At 65.5% G+C, this 22,187-nt stretch carries 16 protein-coding genes; 12 read left to right on the top strand and 4 right to left on the bottom strand.

Annotation, left to right across the window (positions count from 1 at the left end; all coding sequences use genetic code 11):
- The first annotated feature begins 14 nt into the window (after window positions 1–14).
- Window positions 15–617, top strand: coding sequence for a Pycsar system effector family protein (locus tag QUV11_RS08465; RefSeq protein ID WP_300881595.1), 603 nt, complete (start codon window positions 15–17; stop codon window positions 615–617).
- Here QUV11_RS08465 and QUV11_RS08460 read toward each other — a convergent pair.
- The 3 genes from QUV11_RS08460 to obgE form a co-directional block, all read right to left on the bottom strand.
- Window positions 610–1,521: an NAD(P)-dependent oxidoreductase gene (locus QUV11_RS08460; RefSeq protein WP_300881593.1), complete on the bottom strand. Its 912-nt coding sequence runs from the start codon at window positions 1,519–1,521 to the stop codon at window positions 610–612. The genes QUV11_RS08465 and QUV11_RS08460 overlap by 8 nt on opposite strands.
- Window positions 1,518–2,657: a glutamate 5-kinase gene (gene proB / locus QUV11_RS08455; RefSeq protein WP_300881591.1), complete on the bottom strand. Its 1,140-nt coding sequence runs from the start codon at window positions 2,655–2,657 to the stop codon at window positions 1,518–1,520. Before proB ends, QUV11_RS08460 begins: the two co-directional genes overlap by 4 nt.
- A 185-nt stretch (window positions 2,658–2,842) precedes the next feature.
- Window positions 2,843–3,901: a GTPase ObgE gene (obgE, locus tag QUV11_RS08450; RefSeq protein WP_300881589.1), complete on the bottom strand. Its 1,059-nt coding sequence runs from the start codon at window positions 3,899–3,901 to the stop codon at window positions 2,843–2,845.
- Window positions 3,902–4,117: 216 nt separating this feature from the next.
- Between obgE and clpS the strand changes: the two genes are divergently transcribed.
- Window positions 4,118–4,462: an ATP-dependent Clp protease adapter ClpS gene (gene clpS, locus QUV11_RS08445; RefSeq protein WP_300881587.1), complete on the top strand. Its 345-nt coding sequence runs from the start codon at window positions 4,118–4,120 to the stop codon at window positions 4,460–4,462.
- A gap of 56 nt (window positions 4,463–4,518) precedes the next feature.
- A complete protein-coding gene (gene murA, locus QUV11_RS08440) occupies window positions 4,519–5,802 on the top strand; it encodes a UDP-N-acetylglucosamine 1-carboxyvinyltransferase (protein WP_300881585.1) in 1,284 nt (427 codons plus the stop codon).
- A 50-nt stretch (window positions 5,803–5,852) separates the two neighbouring features.
- On the opposite strand, the gene QUV11_RS08435 is transcribed toward murA, so the two are convergent.
- The gene (locus QUV11_RS08435; protein WP_300881583.1) at window positions 5,853–7,442 is read right to left on the bottom strand and encodes a M23 family metallopeptidase; all 1,590 of its coding nucleotides are present in this window, start codon (window positions 7,440–7,442) and stop codon (window positions 5,853–5,855) included.
- A gap of 265 nt (window positions 7,443–7,707) precedes the next feature.
- Between QUV11_RS08435 and QUV11_RS08430 the strand changes: the two genes are divergently transcribed.
- The 9 genes from QUV11_RS08430 (at window position 7,708) to QUV11_RS08390 (ending at window position 22,151) form a co-directional block, all read left to right on the top strand.
- Complete coding sequence (locus QUV11_RS08430) at window positions 7,708–10,269, top strand: helicase-related protein (protein WP_300881581.1); 2,562 nt, start codon at window positions 7,708–7,710, stop codon at window positions 10,267–10,269.
- On the top strand, window positions 10,262–10,570 hold the full coding sequence (locus QUV11_RS08425; RefSeq protein WP_300881579.1) for a S4 domain-containing protein: 309 nt from the start codon (window positions 10,262–10,264) through the stop codon (window positions 10,568–10,570). The genes QUV11_RS08430 and QUV11_RS08425 overlap by 8 nt, the downstream gene beginning before the upstream one ends.
- 133 nt (window positions 10,571–10,703) lie before the next feature.
- A complete protein-coding gene (fdxA, locus tag QUV11_RS08420) occupies window positions 10,704–11,042 on the top strand; it encodes a ferredoxin FdxA (protein ID WP_300881577.1) in 339 nt (112 codons plus the stop codon).
- A gap of 316 nt (window positions 11,043–11,358) precedes the next feature.
- The gene (locus QUV11_RS08415) at window positions 11,359–11,886 is read left to right on the top strand and encodes a CarD family transcriptional regulator (protein ID WP_054135725.1); all 528 of its coding nucleotides are present in this window, start codon (window positions 11,359–11,361) and stop codon (window positions 11,884–11,886) included.
- Window positions 11,887–12,026: 140 nt separating this feature from the next.
- Entirely contained in the window at window positions 12,027–12,962 is a 936-nt protein-coding gene (locus QUV11_RS08410) for an ABC transporter ATP-binding protein (protein WP_300881573.1), read from the top strand.
- Window positions 12,959–13,516, top strand: a complete 558-nt coding sequence (locus QUV11_RS08405; RefSeq protein WP_300881571.1) for a hypothetical protein — start codon at window positions 12,959–12,961, stop codon at window positions 13,514–13,516. The genes QUV11_RS08410 and QUV11_RS08405 overlap by 4 nt, the downstream gene beginning before the upstream one ends.
- Window positions 13,516–15,108 carry an L-aspartate oxidase gene (gene nadB / locus QUV11_RS08400; RefSeq protein ID WP_300881569.1) on the top strand — a complete coding sequence of 531 codons (1,593 nt, stop codon included), beginning with the start codon at window positions 13,516–13,518 and terminating at the stop codon, window positions 15,106–15,108. Before QUV11_RS08405 ends, nadB begins: the two co-directional genes overlap by 1 nt.
- Window positions 15,109–15,383: 275 nt before the next feature.
- A complete protein-coding gene (locus tag QUV11_RS08395; protein ID WP_300881568.1) occupies window positions 15,384–16,472 on the top strand; it encodes a serine hydrolase in 1,089 nt (362 codons plus the stop codon).
- A 237-nt stretch (window positions 16,473–16,709) separates the two neighbouring features.
- Complete coding sequence (locus QUV11_RS08390; RefSeq protein WP_300881567.1) at window positions 16,710–22,151, top strand: AMP-binding protein; 5,442 nt, start codon at window positions 16,710–16,712, stop codon at window positions 22,149–22,151.
- The last annotated feature ends 36 nt before the right edge of the window (window positions 22,152–22,187 follow it).

Genomic DNA, 22,187 nt, shown 5'->3' with positions numbered 1-22,187 from the left:
GTCATTCAACTGTAATGGAAGAGGGGGCCAGCACACAGCGAGTCGAAACGCCAAGATCGGCTATCCCGACCCCATGGCCGCAAACCCCGCATACCTTCTCGCCGCACGCCATCCACCTGATCCGCACATCGGTGCAGACCAACCTCGCGTTGAGCCAGATGGCGGACCAGAAGGCGAGCATCCTGATGGGGGCGACCTTCGTCGTGTTCACGATTTCGGTCGGCCAGGCGCGCAGCGGCACCTTCACGCTGCCGCTGATCGTGCTGGCGCTGTTTGCCTTCCTGTCGGCGATGTGCGCGGTGTTCGCGATCCTGCCATCGGTGCGCGGCGCTCCGAAGTCTGCATCTGCCGCGCCGACGAGTTCGACCAACTTCATGTTCTTCGGCAACTTCTCGGCGATGGCCGAGGACGATTTTGCCGATCTGGTGATCGACCAGTTGCACACCGACGAGACGATCTTCCGCACGATGCTGCGCGATGTCCACCAGAACGGTATGGTGCTGCAGCACAAGAAGTACCGCTATCTCGGCCATGCCTATCGCATCTTCCTGATTGGCCTGTCGCTGACCTTCGCGCTGTTCCTGGTCGAACTGGCGCTAGGCCGCTCGCTTATTTGAGCCAGCCCTTGCTACGATACCAGCGCGCGGTCTCGGCCAGTCCCTGCCGCGTCGCGATCTCAGCCTGCCACAATTGCGAGGGCGGGCGTTTTTCCGGATCGGAGGTCCAGTCGCTGTGCGCGATGTAGCGCGCGCGGTCTGGGGTCAGCTTCGCGCCCTTGCCGCGCAGCAGCCGGTCGCCTTGTGCCGCCACATGCAGCGCGAGCTTGGGCGTGCTGAACGCGCGCACCTTGCGTCCCACCGCATCGCCCAGCGCGTCGGCAAAGTCCCTGTGGCTCCAGCCGCGGGGCGCGCCATCGTCGACCTCGTAGATCGCACTCGCATCGCCCGCGCCGCCGGCCAGCCGCACCAGCAGCGCGGCAAGGTCGGCGACATGAACCACCGACATCCGTCCGCCCGGCGGCAGCATCACCACCCCGCGCGCCGCCATGCGGAAAAGGTCGAGCATCTCGGTATCGCCCGGGCCATAGACCGCGGGCGGGCGCACCATAATCCAGTCGAGCCCCGATGAAACGACCCGCGCTTCGGCCTCGGCCTTGGACCAGCAATAGTTGGAGAGGTCCCGTTCACGCGCGGCGAGCGACGAGACATGGATAAACCGCGTGATCCCAGCCGCCTTGGCCGCGGCCAGCATCGCCTCGGTGCCGGTGATGTTGCCCGCGATAAAGCCCGCGCGGTCGGGCGCGTTGACCACGCCGGCGATGTGCAGCACGCAATCGGCGCCGTTGCAAAGCTCCGCGAGACTGTCGGCATCGTCGAGCGCGCCTGCCACCCAGGTCAAGCCGTCGCGCTCGGGCTGGGGCCTGCGGGTCAGCGCGCGGACCTGATGGCCTTGGGCCAGCGCCTGCTCGATGCTCGCCCCGCCGACAAAGCCGGTGCCGCCGGTCAGCGCAATCACGCTCACAGCAGCACCATCTGGTCGCGGTGAACCAGCGAACTGCGCGGCGCATACCCCAGCATCTCGGCGATCGCATCGCTGCGCAGGCCGACGATTTTCGCCATGTCCGCAGCGTCGTATTCGGCCAGACCGCGCGCGATGGGCGCGCCGCTGGCGTTGACGATCTCGACCACGTCGCCGCGCACGAACTTGCCGTCCACGGCGGTGGCGCCCGCTGCGAGCAAGCTCGATCCCTTGATCAAAGCGGCTTCGGCTCCCTGATCAACGATGATCTTTCCGCGCGCGGTCATCCGGCCTGCCAGCCACAATTTGCGGCCCTTGCCCTGCGGGCCCGCGGTGAACACCGTGCAGCGTCCGCCCGCCGCCAACCGCGCGAGCGGGTGGTCATGCGTGCCGTTGGCGATGGCGAGGTGCGCGCCCGCGCTGGTCGCGATCCGCGCCGCCTCGAGCTTGGAGAGCATGCCGCCCGATCCCATCCCCGATGCCGAACCGCCATCGGCCATGGCGCGGATGCGCGCATCGATCCGCGCGACGCTCTCGACCAGCTTTGCCTCGGGGTCGTTCTTGGGGTTGGCGGTATACAGCCCGTCGACATCGGACAGCAGCACCACGCCGCCCGCGCCTGCCGCCTGCGCGATCCGCGCGGCGAGCCGGTCGTTGTCGCCGAAGCGGATTTCTTCGGTTGCGACCGAGTCGTTCTCGTTGATCACCGGGACCACGCCCAGCGCGATCAGCCGGCGCAAGGTCGCCGAGGCGTTGAGGAAGCGCCTGCGGTCTTCCAGATCATCGAGCGTCACCAGCATCTGTGCGGCGGTGATATCGTGGCTTCCCAGAAGTTCGGCCCAGCATTGGCTCAATGCAATCTGCCCGGTGGCAGCCGACGCCTGCGCGTCCTCGAGGCTGGCGCGGCCGCCCTTGGGCAGCCCCAGCCGCCGTGCACCCAACGCGATCGCACCCGAGGAGACAATGACGATCCGCTGCCCAGCGGCGATTCGCGCGGCGATATCGTCGACCAGCGACGCCAGCCACGCGCGCCGGACGGTGCCCTCGGGCGCGACCAGCAGTGCCGAACCGACCTTGACCACCAGCACCGGACAGGCGCTAGCGGACAGCATGGCAGCGGGGGAGGGGCTTTGGGTCATCGTTCAAATCCCGTTTTCCGGCGAAAGCGGCACTATGAGAGTTACAGGCGAAACAAGTGCTCTTCCATCCCCGTGAACGCGGGAATCCCGCTTTTACGATCAGGCTGCTTTAGAAGCGGGACCCCCGCTTTCGCGGGGGTGACGAGAGATGGGAGGGATATACAAAAACAATCGATGGCTGCCCGTTAAACCGGAGACCAGACCCCCGGCTCGCTGTCGGCGTTCGGATCGACTCCCTCGGGCTTTTCGGTCGCGGTGTCGCGCGGCAGGTATTCGAGCAGCGCGTCGAACAGCGCCTCGATGCCGGCGCCAGTCGCCGCCGAAATCGGGAACACCCGCTCGGCACCCGCGGCCAGAAGCTCGTCGGAGAAATGCCGCATCAGTTCGTCATCGAGCAGATCGCCCTTGTTGAGCGCGACCAGACGTGGCTTTTCGTCGAGCCCGGCGCCGTAATTGGTCAGTTCGCCATCGACGATCCGCATCGCATCGAGCGGGTCCTCGCCATTGGCGTCGATCAGATGGATCAGCACCTGGCAGCGTTCGATATGGCCCAGGAAGCGGTCGCCGATGCCTGCGCCTTCGGCCGCACCCTCGATCAGGCCGGGAATGTCGGCGAGCACGAACTCGCAGTTCTTGTGCTGGACCACGCCCAGCTGCGGACGCAGGGTGGTGAACGGATAATCGCCGACCTTGGCGTGGGTGTTGGTCACCTGGTTGATGAAGGTCGACTTGCCCGCATTGGGCAGGCCGACCAGGCCGGCGTCGGCCAGCAGCTTGAGACGCAGCCAGACATACATCTCGGCGCCGGGCCAGCCCGGGCCGTGCTGGCGCGGGGTGCGGTTGGTGCTGGTCTTGTAGCTCAAGTTGCCGCGCCCGCCGTCGCCGCCGCGCAGCAGTGTGAGACGCTGGCCGGCATGGGTGAAGTCGGCGAGCACCTCTTCCTTGTCCTCGCTGAGTACCTGCGTGCCGACGGGAACCTTGATGACAAGGTCGTCGCCGCCCGCACCGGTGCGGTTGCGGCCCATGCCGCCGGTGCCGCGCTTGGCCTTGAAATGCTGGGTGTAGCGAAAGTCGATCAGCGTGTTCAGCCCGCTGACCGCCTCGAAGATGATATCGCCACCCTTGCCGCCATTGCCGCCGTCAGGGCCGCCATATTCGACATATTTTTCGCGGCGAAAGGACACCGCGCCCTGTCCGCCGGTACCCGAACGGATGAAAATCTTGGCTTGATCGAGAAAATGCATGGGCCAGCCCCTAACGGAAGGACGTGCAAAACGCCATAGCCCGCGATGCAGGGAGGCGGGCACAGGGTGATGTGATCGGGAAGATCGCTTCAATTTGCATGCGACCCCTTGCCTGTGGCCAGCCAAATACGATATTCGCAATCATCTATGCACCCTGCGACCAACCCTTCCGCGCTGCGCCCGGCGCGCCATGATCCCGCCATGCGGGGCATGCGCATGCCCGTGCACGCAGGCCCGGATGGCGAGGACCCGAATGACGATGGCCCGCCCGATATCGGGATCGCGGTCAAGACCCGCGCCAAGTCGAAAAAGCCCAGCCAGTACAAGGTGCTGATGCTGAATGACGATTACACCCCGATGGAATTCGTCGTATTGGTGCTCAAGCGCTTTTTCAGCATGAACATGGACGAGGCGACCCGGGTGATGCTCCACGTCCACCAGAAGGGCGTCGGCGTCTGCGGCATCTTCACCTATGAGGTCGCCGAGACCAAGGTGAACCAGGTGATGGACTTCGCGCGCGAAAACCAGCACCCGCTGCAGTGCACGCTCGAGAAAATCTGAGCGGCTGGCAAGTCCACCCCTCTTGCACCCGGGGCTCCAGCCGTTAAACAGCGGCGATGGACAAGATCATCATTCGCGGCGGCAAGTCGCTTTCGGGCCGTATTCCCATCTCCGGAGCCAAGAACAGCGCGCTGACGCTGTTGCCGTGCGCATTGCTCACCGATGAGCCGCTGACGCTGCGCAACCTGCCGCGGCTCGCCGATGTCGACAGCTTCGGCCATCTGCTCAACCAGCTCGGCGTCTCGACGATGATCGAGGGCGCGCGGCCCGAGGATTTCGGCCGGGTGATGACATTGCGCGCAGGCCGGGTCACCGCCACGGTCGCGCCGTACGACATCGTGCGCAAGATGCGCGCATCGATCCTGGTGCTGGGACCGCTGCTGGCGCGCGAGGGTGAGGCGACGGTGTCGCTCCCCGGTGGCTGCGCGATTGGAAACCGCCCGATCGACCTGCACCTCAAGGCGCTCGAAGCTTTGGGTGCGGAGATCGAGATCGCGGCGGGATACGTCACCGCGCGCGCGCCCAAGGGCGGGCTTCCCGGCGGCGACTTCGGCTTCCCGGTGGTGTCGGTCGGCGCGACCGAGAACGCGCTGATGGCCGCGGTGCTCGCCAAGGGCACCTCGACGCTGCGCAACGCCGCGCGCGAGCCCGAGATCGTCGACTTGTGCAACCTGCTGGTGGCGATGGGCGCCAAGATCGAAGGCATCGGCGGCTCGACCCTGGTAATCCACGGACGTGACCGGCTGCACGGTGCGACCTATCGCGTGATGGCCGACCGGATCGAGGCGGGCAGCTATGCCTGCGCCGCCGCGATCACTGGCAGCCCGCTCGACCTGATCGGCGCCAAGCTTGACGAGATGGAAGCAACCGTCGCCGCACTGCGTCAGGCAGGCGTGCATGTCGAAGAAATCGCCGATGGCATCGCGGTGCGTCCCAACGGCAAGCTGCAGGCGGTAACGCTGTCGACCGCGCCGTTCCCTGGATTTGCCACCGACATGCAGGCGCAGTTCATGGCGATGCTGTGCATGGCCGAAGGCACCAGCATGCTGACCGAGACGATCTTCGAGAACCGCTATATGCACGTTCCCGAACTCAACCGCATGGGCGCGCATATCGACGTCAAGGGCCGCACCGCGGTGGTTCACGGCGTCGACCGGATGGTCGGCGCGCCGGTGATGGCGACCGATCTGCGCGCCTCGATGAGCCTGATCATCGCGGGTCTGGCCGCTGAAGGCGAGACCGAGGTCAACCGGGTCTATCACCTCGATCGTGGCTATGAACGGCTCGAGGAAAAGCTGCAGGCGGTGGGCGCAGACATCGAGCGTGTCGGCGGGGATTGATCGGGGGCCTGCGCTTCTGCGTTAGCAGACAGGCGGGCCAGGCGAAGCCGTTACGCGATCGTCGTGCCCGCGATCCGCTCGATTTCCCGCTTGGGTTCGGCAGGCAGGGCATTGGCCGCCGGGGCGATCGACTGCAGCGCTGCGCCGGGAGAAACCCCTAGCAGCTGCTTCAGCCGCGCGCGGAAGTTCGCCAGCTCGCTGCCCGAAAGCTGGGCGCGCGAGGTAAAGCGGACCGAGGTCGGGTCGATCGCGCGGCCACCGCGATACAGCTCGTAATGCAGATGCGGGCCGGTCGACAGGCCGGTCGAGCCGACATAGCCGATCACCTGGCCGCGCCGCACGCGGGTGCCGTTGCTCACCGCGATCTTGCTCATATGGCCATAGCCGCTGGCGAGATTGCCGCCATGCGCGATGCGCACGAAATTGCCGTATCCGCCCTTGCGTCCGGAATAGTTCACCACGCCATCTGCCGTTGCATAGATCGGCGTGCCGCTGCGCGCGCGGAAATCGATGCCGCTGTGCATGCGGCGGAAACCCAGGATCGGGTGGCGACGCATTCCGTAGCGCGATGTCATCGCGCCGTTGACGGGTCGGGCGAACTCGCCGCGTTCTTCGCCAACGCCCGATGCCTCGAACCATTGGGTGCTGCCGCCGGCCTTCCAGCGCAGCATCTGCGCGCGTGGCTTTCCGCTGCGCTCGAGCCCGGCATAGAGCAGTTCGCCCATCTCCACCTCACCGGTGGCGGCGCGCTTGTAGTCGACGATGATATCGAACTCGTCGGTGGCGCGGATGTCGCTGCCGATCGAAAGCTGGGTGCCCAGCGTGCGCAAATAGGCCTGGATCGCTTGGGGTGGAGCGCCTGCAGCCCGCGCCGAGCGATAGAGGCTGGATCCCACGGTGCCGCGAACCCGCAATGGGGTATCATCGACCAGTATCGGCTTGCGGACAAGATCGAGTTCCGAGCCCGCACGGACGATCTCGACGTTCATGTCGAACCGCGCACGGAAGGCTATCGTCTCGACCGGGCGCGGCTGATTGCGCGCAAAGCGGCGACCCAGCCGGATGTCGATACGCGTGCCGTCGCGGATGTCGTCGAGCGGCACCACCGAGGAGACCAGGTCGGCAACCGTCTTCGCATCGCCGCTGCCCACGCCCGCGCGCTGCATCACCCGCGTGAAGCTGTCGCCGCGGCCGATCACGGCGGCGAGTTCGATCGTCGGACGCTCGGGTGCCTGGCGCAGCGCGACCACCGCATCGGTGGCCGCCATGGCGCGACCGGTATCGCTGCCGAACGCCATCGGCATGATCATCTGGCTGCGCAATTCTTCCAGCGCAACGGGGGCAGGGGCGGTGGCAACGGCCGCCAACGGATGGATCCCCGGCCACACGGCATAGGCGCAGGTGCACAGCAGGCACAGCGTTGCCAGCCCGCGAAACCATTCCAAGCTGCCGATGTTCTGGCCCAGATCAGGGGTCCAGTTGGTGTCCTGAACCCACGCAACCAAGCCCGCCCAGCGGTCACCCAGCGCCTTCAGGCCATCGGTGGGGACGCCGATCGCCGGCGTCGGCAGCGCATCGGCCATCGACAATCTGGCGGTGGCGGCACCTGCCCCCAAAAGCTGTTCGCGTTGCTGAAACAAGTCCGACCCTTTGTTCGCCATAATCTCGCGCGCCGCACAGATCCGGCGGGCACGATGGCGATTTTCCCTCGCCCGCAAACTTTGTGGAGAATGCCGGTTAAAGTCAAATTAACCCGCCACCAATTTGGGCGGCGCTGGGACGAGCAGTGTAAAATGCCGGGTCAGTCGCGGAACCTGAGCGGTTGGTCGCGAGACGAGCCAAAACGCTCTTGCATGTTGGCGGCGCGGCCATGATGTTGAGCCGGAAGCCTGAAGGCATTTTTCTATGACCCGATTTTCGTCCCGATACTCGCAGGGCTCGGTCACTGCCGTGCTGGGGCCGACCAACACCGGCAAGACGCACCTTGCGATCGAGCGGATGAGTGCGCATTCCAGCGGGCTGATCGGCTTTCCGCTGCGCTTGCTGGCGCGGGAAGTCTATGACCGGGTGGTCGCCATCAAGGGGCCCAAAGAGGTTGCTCTGGTCACGGGGGAAGAGCGGATCGTGCCGCCCGGCGCGCGCTGGTTCCTGTCTACAGCAGAGAGCATGCCGCTGCAGGACGGCCGCGATTTCGCCTTTGTCGCGATCGACGAAGCGCAACTGGGCGCGCACCCCGAGCGTGGCCATGTCTTCACCGATCGCATCCTGAATGCTCGTGGCCGCGACGAGACGATGATCCTGGGGTCGGAGGCGCTGGCGCCGATGGTGCGCGCGCTGATCCCCGATGCCGAGATCACCACCCGGCCGCGATTTTCGACGCTCTCTTATGCTGGTATCAAGAAGCTGTCGCGCCTGCCGCCGCGCAGCGTCGTCGTCGCCTTTTCGGCGGAGGAAGTCTATGCCGTCGCCGAAATGCTGCGACGGTTTCGCGGCGGCGCAGCGGTGGTGATGGGCGCATTGAGCCCGGCGACCCGCAATGCGCAGGTCGCGATGTATCAGGCGGGTGAGGTCGATTACCTCGTCGCCACCGATGCGATCGGCATGGGGCTGAACATGGATGTCGACCATGTCGCCTTCGCTTCACTCTACAAATATGACGGCGCGCGCCGCCGGCGGCTGACGCTGCCCGAAATGGCCCAGATCGCAGGCCGCGCGGGTCGCCATCAGCGCGACGGCACCTTCGGCACGGTCGCCGGCCGACCGGATGCGCAGTTCACCGACGAAGAGATCGAGCGGATCGAGCAGCACCAGTTCCCACCGCTCAAATCGCTGTTCTGGCGCGATTCGGCGCCGCGTTTCGACAGCCTGGGACATCTGATCGCCGATCTTGAGGAGATGCCGTCCAATCCGGTGCTGAAACCCGCGCCCGAAGCGATTGACCTGGCGGTGCTGCGGAGGCTGGCCGATGATCCGCAAATCGGCGCAAGCGTGCGCGGCAAGGCGGCGGTGCGGCGCTTCTGGTCGGTGTGCAGCCTGCCCGATTTCCAGCATCGCGGGGCAGAGCATCACGCCAGCTTCGTCAGCCAGCTGTGGCAGCACCTGGGTACGGGGCTCGGCCATATCCCTGCGGATTTCATCGCCCGGCGGATCGCCGATCTCGATCAGGTGCAGGGCGATGTCGAGAAACTGGGCGCGCGCATCGCTGCGATCCGCACCTGGGCCTATGTGGCGCAGCGGCGTGACTGGTTGGCCGACCCCGCCGAGATGGCGGGCCGCGCGCGCGCCGTGGAGGAACGTCTGTCCGACGCCTTGCACAAGGCGCTCGCGCAACGGTTCGTCGACCGGCGCACTGCGGTGCTGCTGCGCGGCCTGGGCGGTGATGCATCGCTGCTGCCGGTGACGCTGGAGGACGGAGATGCGATCTGCGTCGATGGCGAGCCGATCGGTCAACTCAACGGCTTTGCCTTTGTCGTCGATGCGCAGGCGCGGCTGGCCGATCGCAAGCTGCTGCTCGCTGCGGCTGACAGGCATCTGCCCGGGCTGCTGGCCCGGCGTGCGCGAGAATTGATCGGCGATGCGCCCGGATCGCTGGCGCTCGCTGCCGATGATCGCGGCCGCCTCGCCTTGCAGTGGCGCGGCCAGCGGATTGGCCAGATCGTCCGCGGCGCCGCGCTGGCCGATCCCCGGTTTCAGCCCGACCGCGCGCTCGAAGCCTTGCCGCGCGCCGATCACGAGGCGCTGGTCACGCATGTTGCAGGCTGGCTCGAAGAGCAATTGCGCCAGCCGCTCGCCGCGTTGCGGGCGCTGGCAAAGGCCGCGTCCGATCGGCGCTGCTCGGGCCCGTTGCGCGCGCTTCTGGTGCAACTGATCGATGCAGGCGGCGCGATGCCGCGTGTCCAGGCCGATGGGCTGATCAGTGCGCTCGACCCTGCCGCGCGGCAGGTGCTGCAGCGGCTGGGGGTGCGGCTGGGCAGCCTGGATGTGTTCTGTGCAGGCATGATCCGGCCCGAGTGCCAGCGATTGTTTGCCATGCTGCGCGCGGTCCATACCGGCGACCCGATGCCGGTTCCGTCCGATCCCCAGGTTTCCGCGCTGCGTACGGTCGTTCCGGCGAACTTGCTGCCATCGCAGGGACACCCGGCCTATCGCATTGTCGGTGATCAGGCGCTGCGCACCGACATGGCCGAGAAACTGATCCGCGCCGCGCATGATCGTCGGGGCCAGGCGCCCAGCTTCCCGATCGATCCTGCGCTTGCGGTCTCGATGGGGCTCACGGCTGCCAATGCCGACCGGCTGATGCGGGCGGCGGGCTTTCGGCGCGATGGCGCGAAGACGGGGGAGGGCGACGCAGCGCCGTTATGGCGCTGGCGCGGGCTGGCGCGCAAGAAGCCGCCTGAAGCGTCCGATCCGCCCTCCAGCAATGGGCATTTTGCAGCCCTGGCAGAATGGAAGGTGGCGATTGGCTGACACAGGCGGCGCGGGGACAGCAACCGGTGGGCACATCCGGATGGACGTGTTGTTGTGGTATCTGCGGCTGGTGCGCAGCCGGTCGCAGGGCAAGTGGCTCGCCGAACAGGGTCTGATCCGCGCCAACGGCACCCGGGTGGTCAAGGCGCACCACGCGGTGCGCTGCGGTGATATCCTTACCGTACCCCAGGGGCCACGGGTGCTGGTGCTGCAGATCGATCGGTTGCCGTGGCGTCGTGGCCCGGCGGAAGAGGCGATGGCCTGCTACAGCGAGCCCGAAGACCGGCGCGCGAGCGGATAAAGCAGGGCTTTGCCTGCCCGAGGCAGCGCCATATTGACGCACCGGAGCTATCGCAATAGCAAGGCCGGCAGAATCACCATGCCCATCCGGCGCGATATGCCCGGCAAACCACTCAGGGGAGCGATCACAGCCGATGACCTATGTAGTCACCGACGCCTGCATCAAGTGCAAATATATGGACTGCGTGGAAGTGTGCCCCGTGGACTGCTTCTACGAAGGCGACAACATGCTGGTGATCAACCCCAGCGAGTGCATCGACTGCGGTGTGTGCGAACCCGAATGCCCTGCCGAAGCGATCTTGCCCGATACCGAGGACGGCCTGGAAAAATGGCTTGAGCTCAACACCAAGTTCAGCGCCGAATGGCCGAACATCACGGTAAAGCGCGATTCCCCGCCCGACGCGGACGAATACAAGGGCAAGGACGGCAAATACGAAGCGTTCTTCTCGCCCGAACCCGGCGAAGGCGACTGATCCGATCCCCCTTTCCATCCGGGAAGGATTTGCCCTCGGGCCAGTGCAATCGTTCCCACATTCCGTAGCGGCGGGCGCACTTGTGCGTCCGCCGACGCTTGTTTTTGGGGATCGCAGACCCCATTTGGGTCCGGAATGGCCATTACAGGGTGGCTATTTTGTGACGAATCTGTTAAGGAGCGCCTATCAGTGCTGCAGTGCAGCGCTGAAAATGGGTGTCCCGCTTTCGGCACATGCTTGAGGAGGTTTGATTCGGACGGCAGGATCGCAGGTTCGAAAACACTCCCGCTTCCCCTGAATTGAGAAAGGTTTTTGAATGGCCGCCAAAGCGCTGTCTTTTGATGTAGGCGATTATGTGGTGTACCCCAAGCATGGCGTCGGCCGTGTTGTGGAGCTTCAGAAGGAAGAAATTGCCGGCATGCAGCTCGAACTGTACGTGCTGCGCTTCGAAAAGGAACGCATGACCCTTCGCGTTCCGGTCAACAAGGTCGAAAGCATCGGCATGCGCAAGCTTTCGTCGGACAAGACGCTGCGCGAAGCCATGGAAACGCTGAAAAGCAAGCCCAAGGTCAAGCGCACCATGTGGTCGCGCCGTGCCCAGGAATATGAAGCGAAGATCAATTCGGGCGACCTCGTGTCGATCGCCGAAGTGACCCGCGACCTGTTCCGGCCCGATGACCAGCCCGAACAGAGCTATTCCGAACGCCAGATCTTCGAAGCGGCCTCCAGCCGCCTCGCGCGCGAACTGGCCGCCATGGAAAAGACCGACGAGCCTGCCGCGCTGAAGAAGATCCTTGAGATCCTCAACGAGGCAGCGCCGCAATATTACGAAGTCGCCGAATAAGCGATTTCCCCCGCGCCGGGGTTGTCAGCGATGATCGGGATACCTGGGCGGTGCGCTGCTCCGCGTATCCCGATCCGCTGCATTTCAAGGCGCTACCTTTCCCTTTGCGCAAGTGATCCCAAGCGGCTAATCCGCTTGCCGTGACCCAGGCCGCCATCTCCATCGACAATCTGCGCAAGATCTACAAAGGCGCAGGCAAAGCTCCCGACAAGCTCGCACTCGACGGTGTCAGCTTCGATGTGCCGCGTGGCCAGATCTTCGGGTTGCTCGGGCCCAATGGCGCAGGCAAATCCACGCTGATCAACATCCTCTCGGGCATGGTCCGCAAGACCTCGGGCGCAGCGAGTATCTGGGGCTTCGATATCGACGCCAACCCGCGCAACGCCAAGGCCTCTATCGGTATCGTGCCGCAGGAAATCGTGTTCGATCCGTTCTTCACCCCTGCAGAATCGCTCGAACTCCAGGCGGGGTTGTTCGGCGTGCCGAAGGACCAGCGGCGGACGGCAGAACTGCTGCGCGCGGTCCGGCTCGAGGACAAGGCCGATGCCTATGCCCGCACGCTCTCGGGCGGGATGAAGCGGCGGCTGCTGGTTGCAAAAGCCATGGTGCACTCACCGCCCATCCTGGTGCTCGACGAGCCCACCGCGGGGGTCGACATCGATCTGCGCCAGCAATTGTGGGATTATGTCCGCGAATTGAACCGCGCAGGCGTGACCATCGTGCTGACCACGCATTACCTCGAAGAGGCCGAGGAGTTGTGCGACCGGATCGCGATCATCAACCACGGCCGGCTGATCGCCAACAAGCCCACCGCCGAGATGGTCGGCATGGCGCGCGACAAGCTGATCGTGCTGACGCTCGACCAGGACATCGCCGCGCTGCCCGCGGACCCGGCGTTCGACAAGGTCAGCAAGCTCACCGACCGCGTGCTCGAGATCGGCTACAGCAAGGACAGGCTGAACGCAGGCCAGGTGATGAGCCGGGTGCGCGAGGCAGGCTACGGCATCGTTGACGTCTCCACCCGCGAGCCCGATCTGGAGGACGTGTTCCTCAACCTCACCAAGGCGGTGGCGTGAAACAGATTGCGGCGATCGCAATGGGCGCTGCGCTTCTCTCCAGCTGCGCCGAGCGGCAGATGCAGGCTCCGACGGCTTTGGATGGCTTGCTTGCTTTTGAAGACCCTGCAACGTGCCGGCTTGGGGTTGAAACGGCGCGATTTCTTCAAGCTATGGTGGTGGTCGATCCTCAAGCTGTTCTCGACCCAGACCAGCATTTGCGTTCGGGTCGAATAGCTGCGCCATCGTCGCTGGCTGCGCATTTTGGCCAGATCGAGACGACACGGCACGACGGCTGGACAGCCTTCAGCGTTCGCGTTTCGGGCACGATGCTGGGGCTTCCCCTCCACGCCATTCATCAGACCTTTCCTGAAGGTGGCGATCCGGGCGACTTCAGTCTCGAATTCGCTGTTCCGGCAGCCGCTGCCTTGGCTGCGCTGCGAAGTGGCGGCTTCCCGGTCGAAATCAACCGGGATGTATCGCTTGGCCCTCCGGACGGTTATGAATTGTTCGTCAGTCTGCAGGACAGCCCTGATGCCCCGGATCGCTCCCTCCTCACATGTGGTTATCGTTGATGCAACATGACGTCCTGATCATCGGTTCTGGCGCGGCGGGACTGACCGCAGCGCTCAGCCTGGCGCGGCACTGCCGGGTGCTGGTGCTGGCCAAGGGCGATATTTCGGGCGGGTCGACCACTTGGGCACAGGGCGGCATCGCTGCGGTGCTCGAGGAAGGCGATTCCTTCAGCAACCATATCGATGACACGATGGTCGCAGGTGCAGGCCTCAACAGCCGCGAGACGGTCGAGTTCGTGGTGGAAAACGCCCCTGCGGCGATCCAGCATCTCGTCGATCTGGGCGTGCCGTTCAACCGCAACGGCGGCGGTGGCGATCATGCCGACGACCTCCACCTTACCCGCGAAGGCGGGCACAGCCACCGGCGGATCGTGCATGTCGACGATGCCACCGGCTGGGCGGTGCAGCAGGCGCTCGAGCGTGCGGCGGCTGCCAACCCCAACATCACGCTGCTGCCCGACATGGTCGCGATCGACCTGATCGCCGACCGCCACCGCGCCACGCCTGCGGGCGACCGGCGCATCTGGGGCTGTTACGCGCTCAACCGCGCCACCGGCCATGTCGAGGCGCTGACCGCGCGCGCGACCTTGCTCGCAAGCGGCGGGGCGGGGCGGACGTACCTGTTCTCGACTGCGCCCAGGGGCGCGACCGGCGACGGTATCGCAATGGCCTGGCGCGCGGGTGCGCGGGTCTCCAACATGGAATTCATGCAGTTCCACCCGACCTGCCTGTACAACCTCGAGGTCAAGAATTTCCTGATCACCGAGGCGGTGCGCGGCGAGGGCGGGCACCTGCTGATCCCTGACACCGGCTATCGCTTCATGGGCGATTTCGACCCCCGGCTCGAGCTCGCCCCGCGCGATGTCGTCGCGCGCGCGATCGATCACGAGATCAAGCGGCTGGGGCTCGATTACGTCCATCTCGATATAAGCCACCAGCCGGCCGAGTTCGTGAAGGGCCACTTCCCGACGATCTACGAAAAGCTGCTTGGCCTCGGCATCGACATCACCCGCGATCCGATCCCGGTGGTGCCGGCGCAGCATTACACCTGCGGCGGGGTGCTGATCGATCTCAACGGCCGCACCGATCTGCCCGGGCTCTATGCCGCGGGCGAGGTCAGCCAGTCGGGGCTGCACGGCGCCAACCGTCTCGCATCCAACTCGCTGCTCGAATGCTTCGTCTTCGGCGATGCCGCCGCCACCGACATCATCGCGCATTGGGACGACCTCGGCCCGCCGCCCGAAATTCTGCCCTGGGACGAGAGCCGGGTCACCGATTCGGACGAAGAGGTCGTCGTCCAGCACAACTGGCGCGAAATCCGGCGGTTTATGTGGGACTATGTCGGCATCGTGCGCACCACCAAAAGGCTCGAACGCGCGCGCCACCGCATCGAACTGCTGCGCAGCGAGGTCGAGGAATATTACGGCAATTTCCGCGTCACCCCCGATCTGGTCGAGCTGCGCAACCTGATCGAGGTCGCCGACCTGATCGTCCGCTCGGCGCTCGAGCGCAAGGAAAGCCGCGGGCTGCACTTCAACAGCGACTATCCCGACATGCTGCCGATGGCGGAAGACACGGTGCTGGTGCCTTGAATCGTCTCCCATACCGCTTGCGGGAGGGGGAGGTTCAGCTTGCTGAACCGGGGTGGGCCTGAAGTTCACAACGGTACAGGCCCACCCCGGCCTTGCCTTTGGCTCGGCCACCCCTCCCGCAAGCGGGAGGGGAGAGGACGACAGTCATTCACCGCGCGCAGTGAATCGTTCGCCGCAAAAATGGCCATCGCTTGGGAACCAGACGCTAACGGCTTAACCGTGCATACATCGGCTGTGTGTCACACATCACTGCTCCTTCACCAGAAAGCCACCGCATGTTCGCTCGCAAGCTGTTCCTGTTCTTCGCGACAGCATCGCTCGCCGCCTGTGTCTCGGGGCCGCGTCAGGTCGCGCAGACCTCGCAGCCTCCGATCCGTCCCGCGCCCGAACGTGTCCAACCGGTGCCGCCGCCGCTCGCGCCGCGCGCGACCAATGTCGTGCCGCAGGGACTGCGTGACGATCTTCTGGCGTTGTGGCGGTCGTTTCCGGGCAAGACGGGGATCGCGGTGCGGCGGATCGATGGCGACTGGGTAGTCGGTCAGCGCGGCGGCGAACTGTTCCCGCAGCAGAGCGTCTCCAAATTGTGGGTGACGATGGCGGTGCTCGAAAAGGTCGATCGCGGCGAGCTTGCGCTCGATACACCAGTGACGATCACCCGCGATGACCTGACCTTGTTCCACCAGCCGCTTGCCGCACGGGTGGCGCGGGAAGGTACGGTGCGTGAAACCGTGCGCACCCTGATCAACGAGGCGCTGACCGCCAGCGACAACAGCGCCAACGATGCGCTGCTGCGCACCGCGGGGGGGCCTGCGGTGGTCAACGAGTTCCTGCGTCGCAAGGGACTGTCCGATATCCGCTTCGGCCCCGGGGAACGGCTGCTGCAAAGCGGCATCGCCGGAGTGCAGTGGCGGCAGGACCTGTCGGCGGGACGGGCGTTCCAGGCCGAGCGGGAACGCATACCTCTTGACCGTCGCCGCAACCTGTTGGCGGCCTATGTCGCGGACCCGATCGACGGTGCCAGCCCCGAGGGCATTGTCGATGCGCTTGCGCGGCTGGCGCGCGGCGAATTGCTCTCTCCGACATCCACTCAGCTTATGCTCGACACGCTTGGTCGCACTCGTAGTGGGCCCAACCGGCTCAAGGCGGGCGTTCCTGCAGGCTGGAAGTTCCTGCACAAGACCGGCACGGGGCAGGATCTGCCGCCGGTTTCGACCGGGTATAACGATGTCGGCATCATGACCGCGCCCGACGGAACCCGCTATGCCGTAGCGGTCATGCTGGCTGAGACGACCGCTAGCATTCCGCAGCGGATGCAGCTGATGCAAGCGGTGTCGCGCGCGGTGGGACGCTGGCACCAGCTCTGATCGCGGTGGGCAAACGGCCCCTACCGCTTCTTGAAACAATATGTTATTTGACGGGCGGGAGACATTTGTTTCGTTCGCCGAGCCCGGCTGGGTGCGATTTGGGAATCGCGCTGGACCGGACCGGCAGGAGAGCTGCGAACTCATGCCTTCTTTTCCCGATTCGCGCCTGATCAGGCCCGTCCGCTGACGGCGCTGGTTCCGGTGGCAGCCCCCGCCATTCCACCCCGCAGCAACCCGTTGACCGATCAGGCCAGCTGGAATGCGATGCGCAATGCCTGCATTGCCGATCCCGGCGCCTTTCACGGGCAGCAGGCGCGCTCCGCGATCTGCTGGTACCTGCCCGAGCTGGCGGCGTGGGGCTATTTCGATACGGTCGCGAACGCGTGGACCGGTTGGGATGCCACGACCGGAGCATCGCGCAGCCTCGACCTTGGGACAGATTATATGCCCTGGGCGCGCGGGCTCAATGCCGACGATGCGCCAAACTGGCGCTGGTTCCAGGGCGCCTTCACCAACAGCGGCTTCAACGAGGTCGACCGGCATGTGCTCGCGGGGCACGGTGACGAGACGGCGCTGATCTTCGAGGGCGACCGCTGGAATATGTCGAGCGACAACGGCCGCGGCGGCCCGGTCGATTGCTATCCGGTGAGCCGAAAGAAGCTGATGCTGGAGGCGGCGAAATGTTCGCTCGCGCTCTCTGCTCTGGGCCTCAAGGCGGGTGATCGCATCGCGCTCAACATGCCGAGCATCCCCGCGCAGATCTACTGGACCGAAGGCGCCAAGCGTTCGGGTATCATCTACACCCCGGTGTTCGGCGGGTTCAGCGACAAGACATTGTCCGACCGCATTGCAGATGCGGGCGCGAAGATCGTGATCACCGCCGATGGCAGTTATCGCAACGCGCAGATGGTGCCGTTCAAGACCAGCTACACCGACCCTGCGCTCGACAACTTTATCGGCGTTGGCACCGCGATGGACTTGCTGGCGGCCGCGCTGGATGATCCCGCATCGGGCGCGGACGATACGGCGCGCGCGAAGATCACCGAGACGGTCGCAGAGCTGCTCGATGGCGAGGTGACCGTCGAACGTTCCGATGTGATGCGCGGCGTCGGCCGCGCGCTCGACGATCTGGCGCAGGGCAGCGGGATGTCCGCCGCGCAGGCCGCAAACCTGCGGATGGCGATTGCGTCGGCCCTGGTCGATTCGCCGCCCCGCGTCGATGCCGTGGTGGTGGTGCGGCATACCGCACTGCCCGATCTGGTGTGGAATGCGGGCCGCGATCACTGGAGCCATGACCTCACCACACAGGCGAGCGGGCATATCCTCGATGCCGCACGCGGGCTTGGCCTGGATGTCGCTGACGAAGCCGCGCTGCTGGCGCTGGCTGACACGGATTTCGTCCGCGCGATCTGGGCGGCATCCAGGCCGCTGCCGGTGGATGCCGAATACCCCAATTTCATCATCTACACCTCGGGCTCGACCGGAAAGCCCAAAGGCGTGGTGCATGTCCATGGCGGCTATTGCGCGGGCGTCGCAGCCACGATGCCGGTGGCGTTCGATGCGTCGCCGGGCGATGTCATGTTCGTCGTCGCCGATCCGGGCTGGATAACGGGGCAGAGCTATCTGATCGCGGGCGCGCTGCTCACCCGCGTGACCACGATCATCACCGAAGGCTCGCCGGTGTTCCCGCACGCAGGCCGTTTCGCCTCGATCATCGAGCGGCACAAGGTGCAGATCTTCAAGGCGGGCGTCACCTTCCTCAAGAGCGTGATGCAGGACCCGGAGAACCTCAAGGACATCCAGAATTACGACATGTCGTCGCTCAAGGTCGCGACCTTCTGTGCCGAACCGACATCACCCTCGGTGCAGGCGTTTGCGATGGACCATGTCACGTCCTGGTATATCAACAGCTATTGGGCGACCGAGCATGGCGGCATCGCCTGGACGCATTTCTACGGCAACACCGATTTCCCGTTGAGAGCGGACGCGCACACCTATCCGCTGCCGTGGATCGTCGGCGATGTCTGGGTCGAGGATCCCGACGCACCCGAGGCCGATTTCGGGCTGGTGCGCGATGGCAGCGGCGGGGTGCCGTGGCGGCGCGCGAAGAACGGAGAGAAGGGCGAGATCGTCATCGCTTTGCCTTATCCCTACCTCACCCGCACCATCTGGGGCGATACCGACCATTTCACGCTCGAGCAGCACTCGGGCGGGGTGCGGGTCAACCCTGATTGGCGCGGCGATTCCGGTCGCTATTCGAGCACCTACTGGCAGCGCTGGCGCGGCACCTGGGGGTACACACAGGGCGATTTCGCGATCCGGCACGAGGACGGATCGTTCTCGCTGCACGGCCGCTCGGACGATGTCATCAACGTCTCGGGCCACCGCATCGGCACCGAGGAAATCGAAGGCGCGATCCTGCGCGACAAGACGCTCGATCCCAACTCGCCGGTGGGCAACGTGCTCGTCGTCGGCGCACCGCACCGCGAGAAGGGGGCGACTCCGATCGCGTTCGTCACCGTAGTCGCGGGACGCAGACTGACGCAGGACGATCGCCGCCGTCTGACCGATCTGGTCCGGACGGAAAAGGGTGCGGTCGCGGTGCCGTCGGACTTCCTCGAGGTCTCGGAATTCCCCGAGACCCGCTCGGGCAAGTACATGCGCCGCATGGTGCGCGCGGTCGTCGAGGGCGGCGAGATCGGCGATACCAGTACGCTGCGCAATCCTGAGAGCATCGACGTGCTCAAGGCCGCGGTCACCGCCTGGCAACGCAAGCAGACGCTCGCCGAGGAACAGGCGCTGTTCGAGCGCTATCGCTACTTCCTGATCCAGTACAACGCTTTGGGAGACGGCAAGCGCGTCGCGACGGTCACCGTTACCAACGCCCCGGTCAATGCGCTCAACGAACGCGCGATCGACGAACTGGTGATCGTGGTCGAGCATCTTGCGCGCAAGGACGATGTCATCGCGGTGGTGTTTACAGGGCAAGGCACCGCCTCTTTCGTCGCGGGCGCGGACATCCGCCAGATGCTCGAGGAGGTGAACACCGTCGAGGAAGCGGGCGTGTTGCCCAACAACGCGCAGCTGGCGTTTTCCAAAATCGAGACGATGGGCAAGCCCTGCATCGCGGCGATCCAGGGCGTGGCTTTGGGCGGCGGCATGGAGTTTGCGCTCGCCTGCCATTACCGGATTGCGGAACCCGTCGCGCGCTTCGGCCAGCCCGAGATCAACCTGCGGCTGCTCCCCGGCTATGGCGGAACGCAGCGTCTGCCCCGCCTGCTCGCGGAGCGCCGCGCTGCCGAAGGCCTGCGCGATGCGCTCGACCTGATCCTGGGCGGACGCGCGATCAGCGCCGACGAGGCGCTCGAGATCGGCGCGATCGAGCAGGTCGCCGATGCCTCGAACGACGTGCTCAGCCTCGCGCATGGCATGGTGCGCGAATTTGCACGGCACGGGCCCGAAAGCCCGCTGGGCAAGGCGTTCGCCGATCGCAAGGCGATGACCAAGCGCTGGGCGAACCCCGCGCATATCGATCTCGACGCGGTGCTCGAGGACCCGTTCCTCCAGCGCATCCTCAAACAGCTCGACTGGGCTGGACGCGGGCAAGCGGGCGCGCGTGCGCTCGATGCGGTGCGCACCGGCTGGACCGAAGGCATGGCCGCCGGTTTGAAGCGCGAGGGCGAGCATTTCGCCGAAGCGATCATCGACCCCGAAGGCGGCAAGACCGGCATCCGCCAGTTCATGGACAAGCAGAGCCCGCCGCTACCGGTGCGTCGCAATGGCGTGTGGATCGATTCCGAGCATGAGGACAACAAGGCCGAGATGATCGCATCGGGGCAATTGCTGCCCGTCGGCGCGCCGTTCTATCCCGGGGTCACCGCGATCCCGCACAAGCAACTCGCCTTCGGCATCAGCCGCGATCCCGACACCGGGAGCCCACGTTTCGGGCCGCCCGCAAGCCACGAGCGCGAGCATATCGTCCCGGTGGTCGCGCCCGAACCCAACGAGGCTTTGGTCTACATGCTGACCAGCGAGGTCAACTTCAACGACATCTGGGCGCTCACCGGTATCCCGGTGTCGCCGTTCGACAGCCATGATGAGGACGTCCAGATCACCGGCTCGGGCGGTCTGGCGCTGGTCGCCGCTCTAGGGAGCGAGGTCAAAAGCGAGGGCCGGCTGCGTGTTGGCGACATGGTGGTCGTCTATTCGGGCACCTCGGACCTGCTCTCGCCCCAGGCGGGCGACGATCCGATGTTCGCAGGGTTCGCGATCCAAGGCTATGAGACCAAGACCGGCAGCCACGCGCAGTTCCTCAACGTCCAGGGACCGCAGCTCCACCGCGTGCCACCCGATCTGACGCTCGAGCAGGCGGGGTCCTATGTGCTCAACCTCGGGACGATCACCCGCTGCCTGTTCACAACCCTGGGGATTGTTCCGGGAAGAACCATCTTCGTCGAAGGCTCGGCCACCGGCACCGGGCTCGATGCATTGAAGAGCAGCATCACCTCGGGGCTCAAGGCGACCGGGCTGGTCTCGAGCGAGGACCGCGCAGGCTTCGTCAAGGACCAGGGCGCGGTCGGCGCGCTCAACCGCAAGGACCCGCGCTTTGCCGCGCTGTTCACCGCCGTCCCCGATGATCCTGACGAAGCGCGGCAATGGGAGGCAGATGGGTCGGCGTTGCTCGACGAATACCGCGCGATCAACGATGGAGCGCTTGCCGACTTCGTCGTCAGCCATGCCGGCGAAACCGCTTTCCCGCGCAGCTTCCAGCTGCTCGAGGAGAACGGCACGCTGGCGTTCTACGGCGCATCGTCGGGCTATCACTTCGCCTTCATGGGCAAGACCGGCAGCGCCTCGCCCTCCGACATGCTGGCGCGCGCGCAGTTGCGCGGCGGGGAATCGGTGCTGTTGTACTACGGTCCTGGCAGCCGCGATCTTGCCGATCCCTTGGGGCTCGAGATGATCGAGGCGGCGCGGCTCTACAAGGCGCGCACCGTGATCGTCACCACCACCGATGGCCAGCGCGAATTCCTGCAGTCTTTGGGGCTCGAGGAATCGGTCGAGGGCATCATCAGCTTGGAAGGGCTGAAGCGCCGCGACAGCGAGTTCCTCTGGCCCGACAGCCTGCCGCGGCTGCCCGATGCCCGCACCGATATCGAACGGTTCAAGGAAGGCGTGCGCAGCTATCAGCAGCATACGATGAAACCGTTCGGCACCGCGGTCGGGCGCATCCTCGGCTCGCCGGGCAATCCGCGCGGCGTGCCCGATCTGGTGATCGAGCGTGCCGGGCAGGACTCGCTCGGGGTCTCGACCTCTTTGGTCAAGCCGTTCGGCGGACGCGTGGTCTATGCCGAGGAGATGGCGGGCCGCCGCTACACCTTCTACGCGCCGCAGGTGTGGACCCGGCAGCGCCGGATCATCATGCCCACCGCCAACATCTTCGGCACCCATCTGTGCAACGCGCACGAGGTGACGATGATGAACAACATGATCGCCGGCGGGCTGCTCAGCGTCACCGAACCGCAAGTGGTCGACTGGGACGGGCTGCCTGAGGCGCATCAGGCGATGTGGGACAACCGCCACACCGGCGCGACCTATGTGGTCAACCATGCGCTGCCCGCGATGGGGCTGCGCAGCCGTGACGAGCTGCTCGAATACTGGGCCGCATCCAGCCTTTAAACGAAATCAGCCGCCAGAACTGGCGCGGCAGGGGAA

The organism is Blastomonas sp., from assembly GCF_030373265.1.
Lineage (GTDB): Bacteria > Pseudomonadota > Alphaproteobacteria > Sphingomonadales > Sphingomonadaceae > Blastomonas.
Note: the sequence above shows the minus strand (reverse complement) of the source record. Positions and strands in the feature narration are given on the sequence as shown.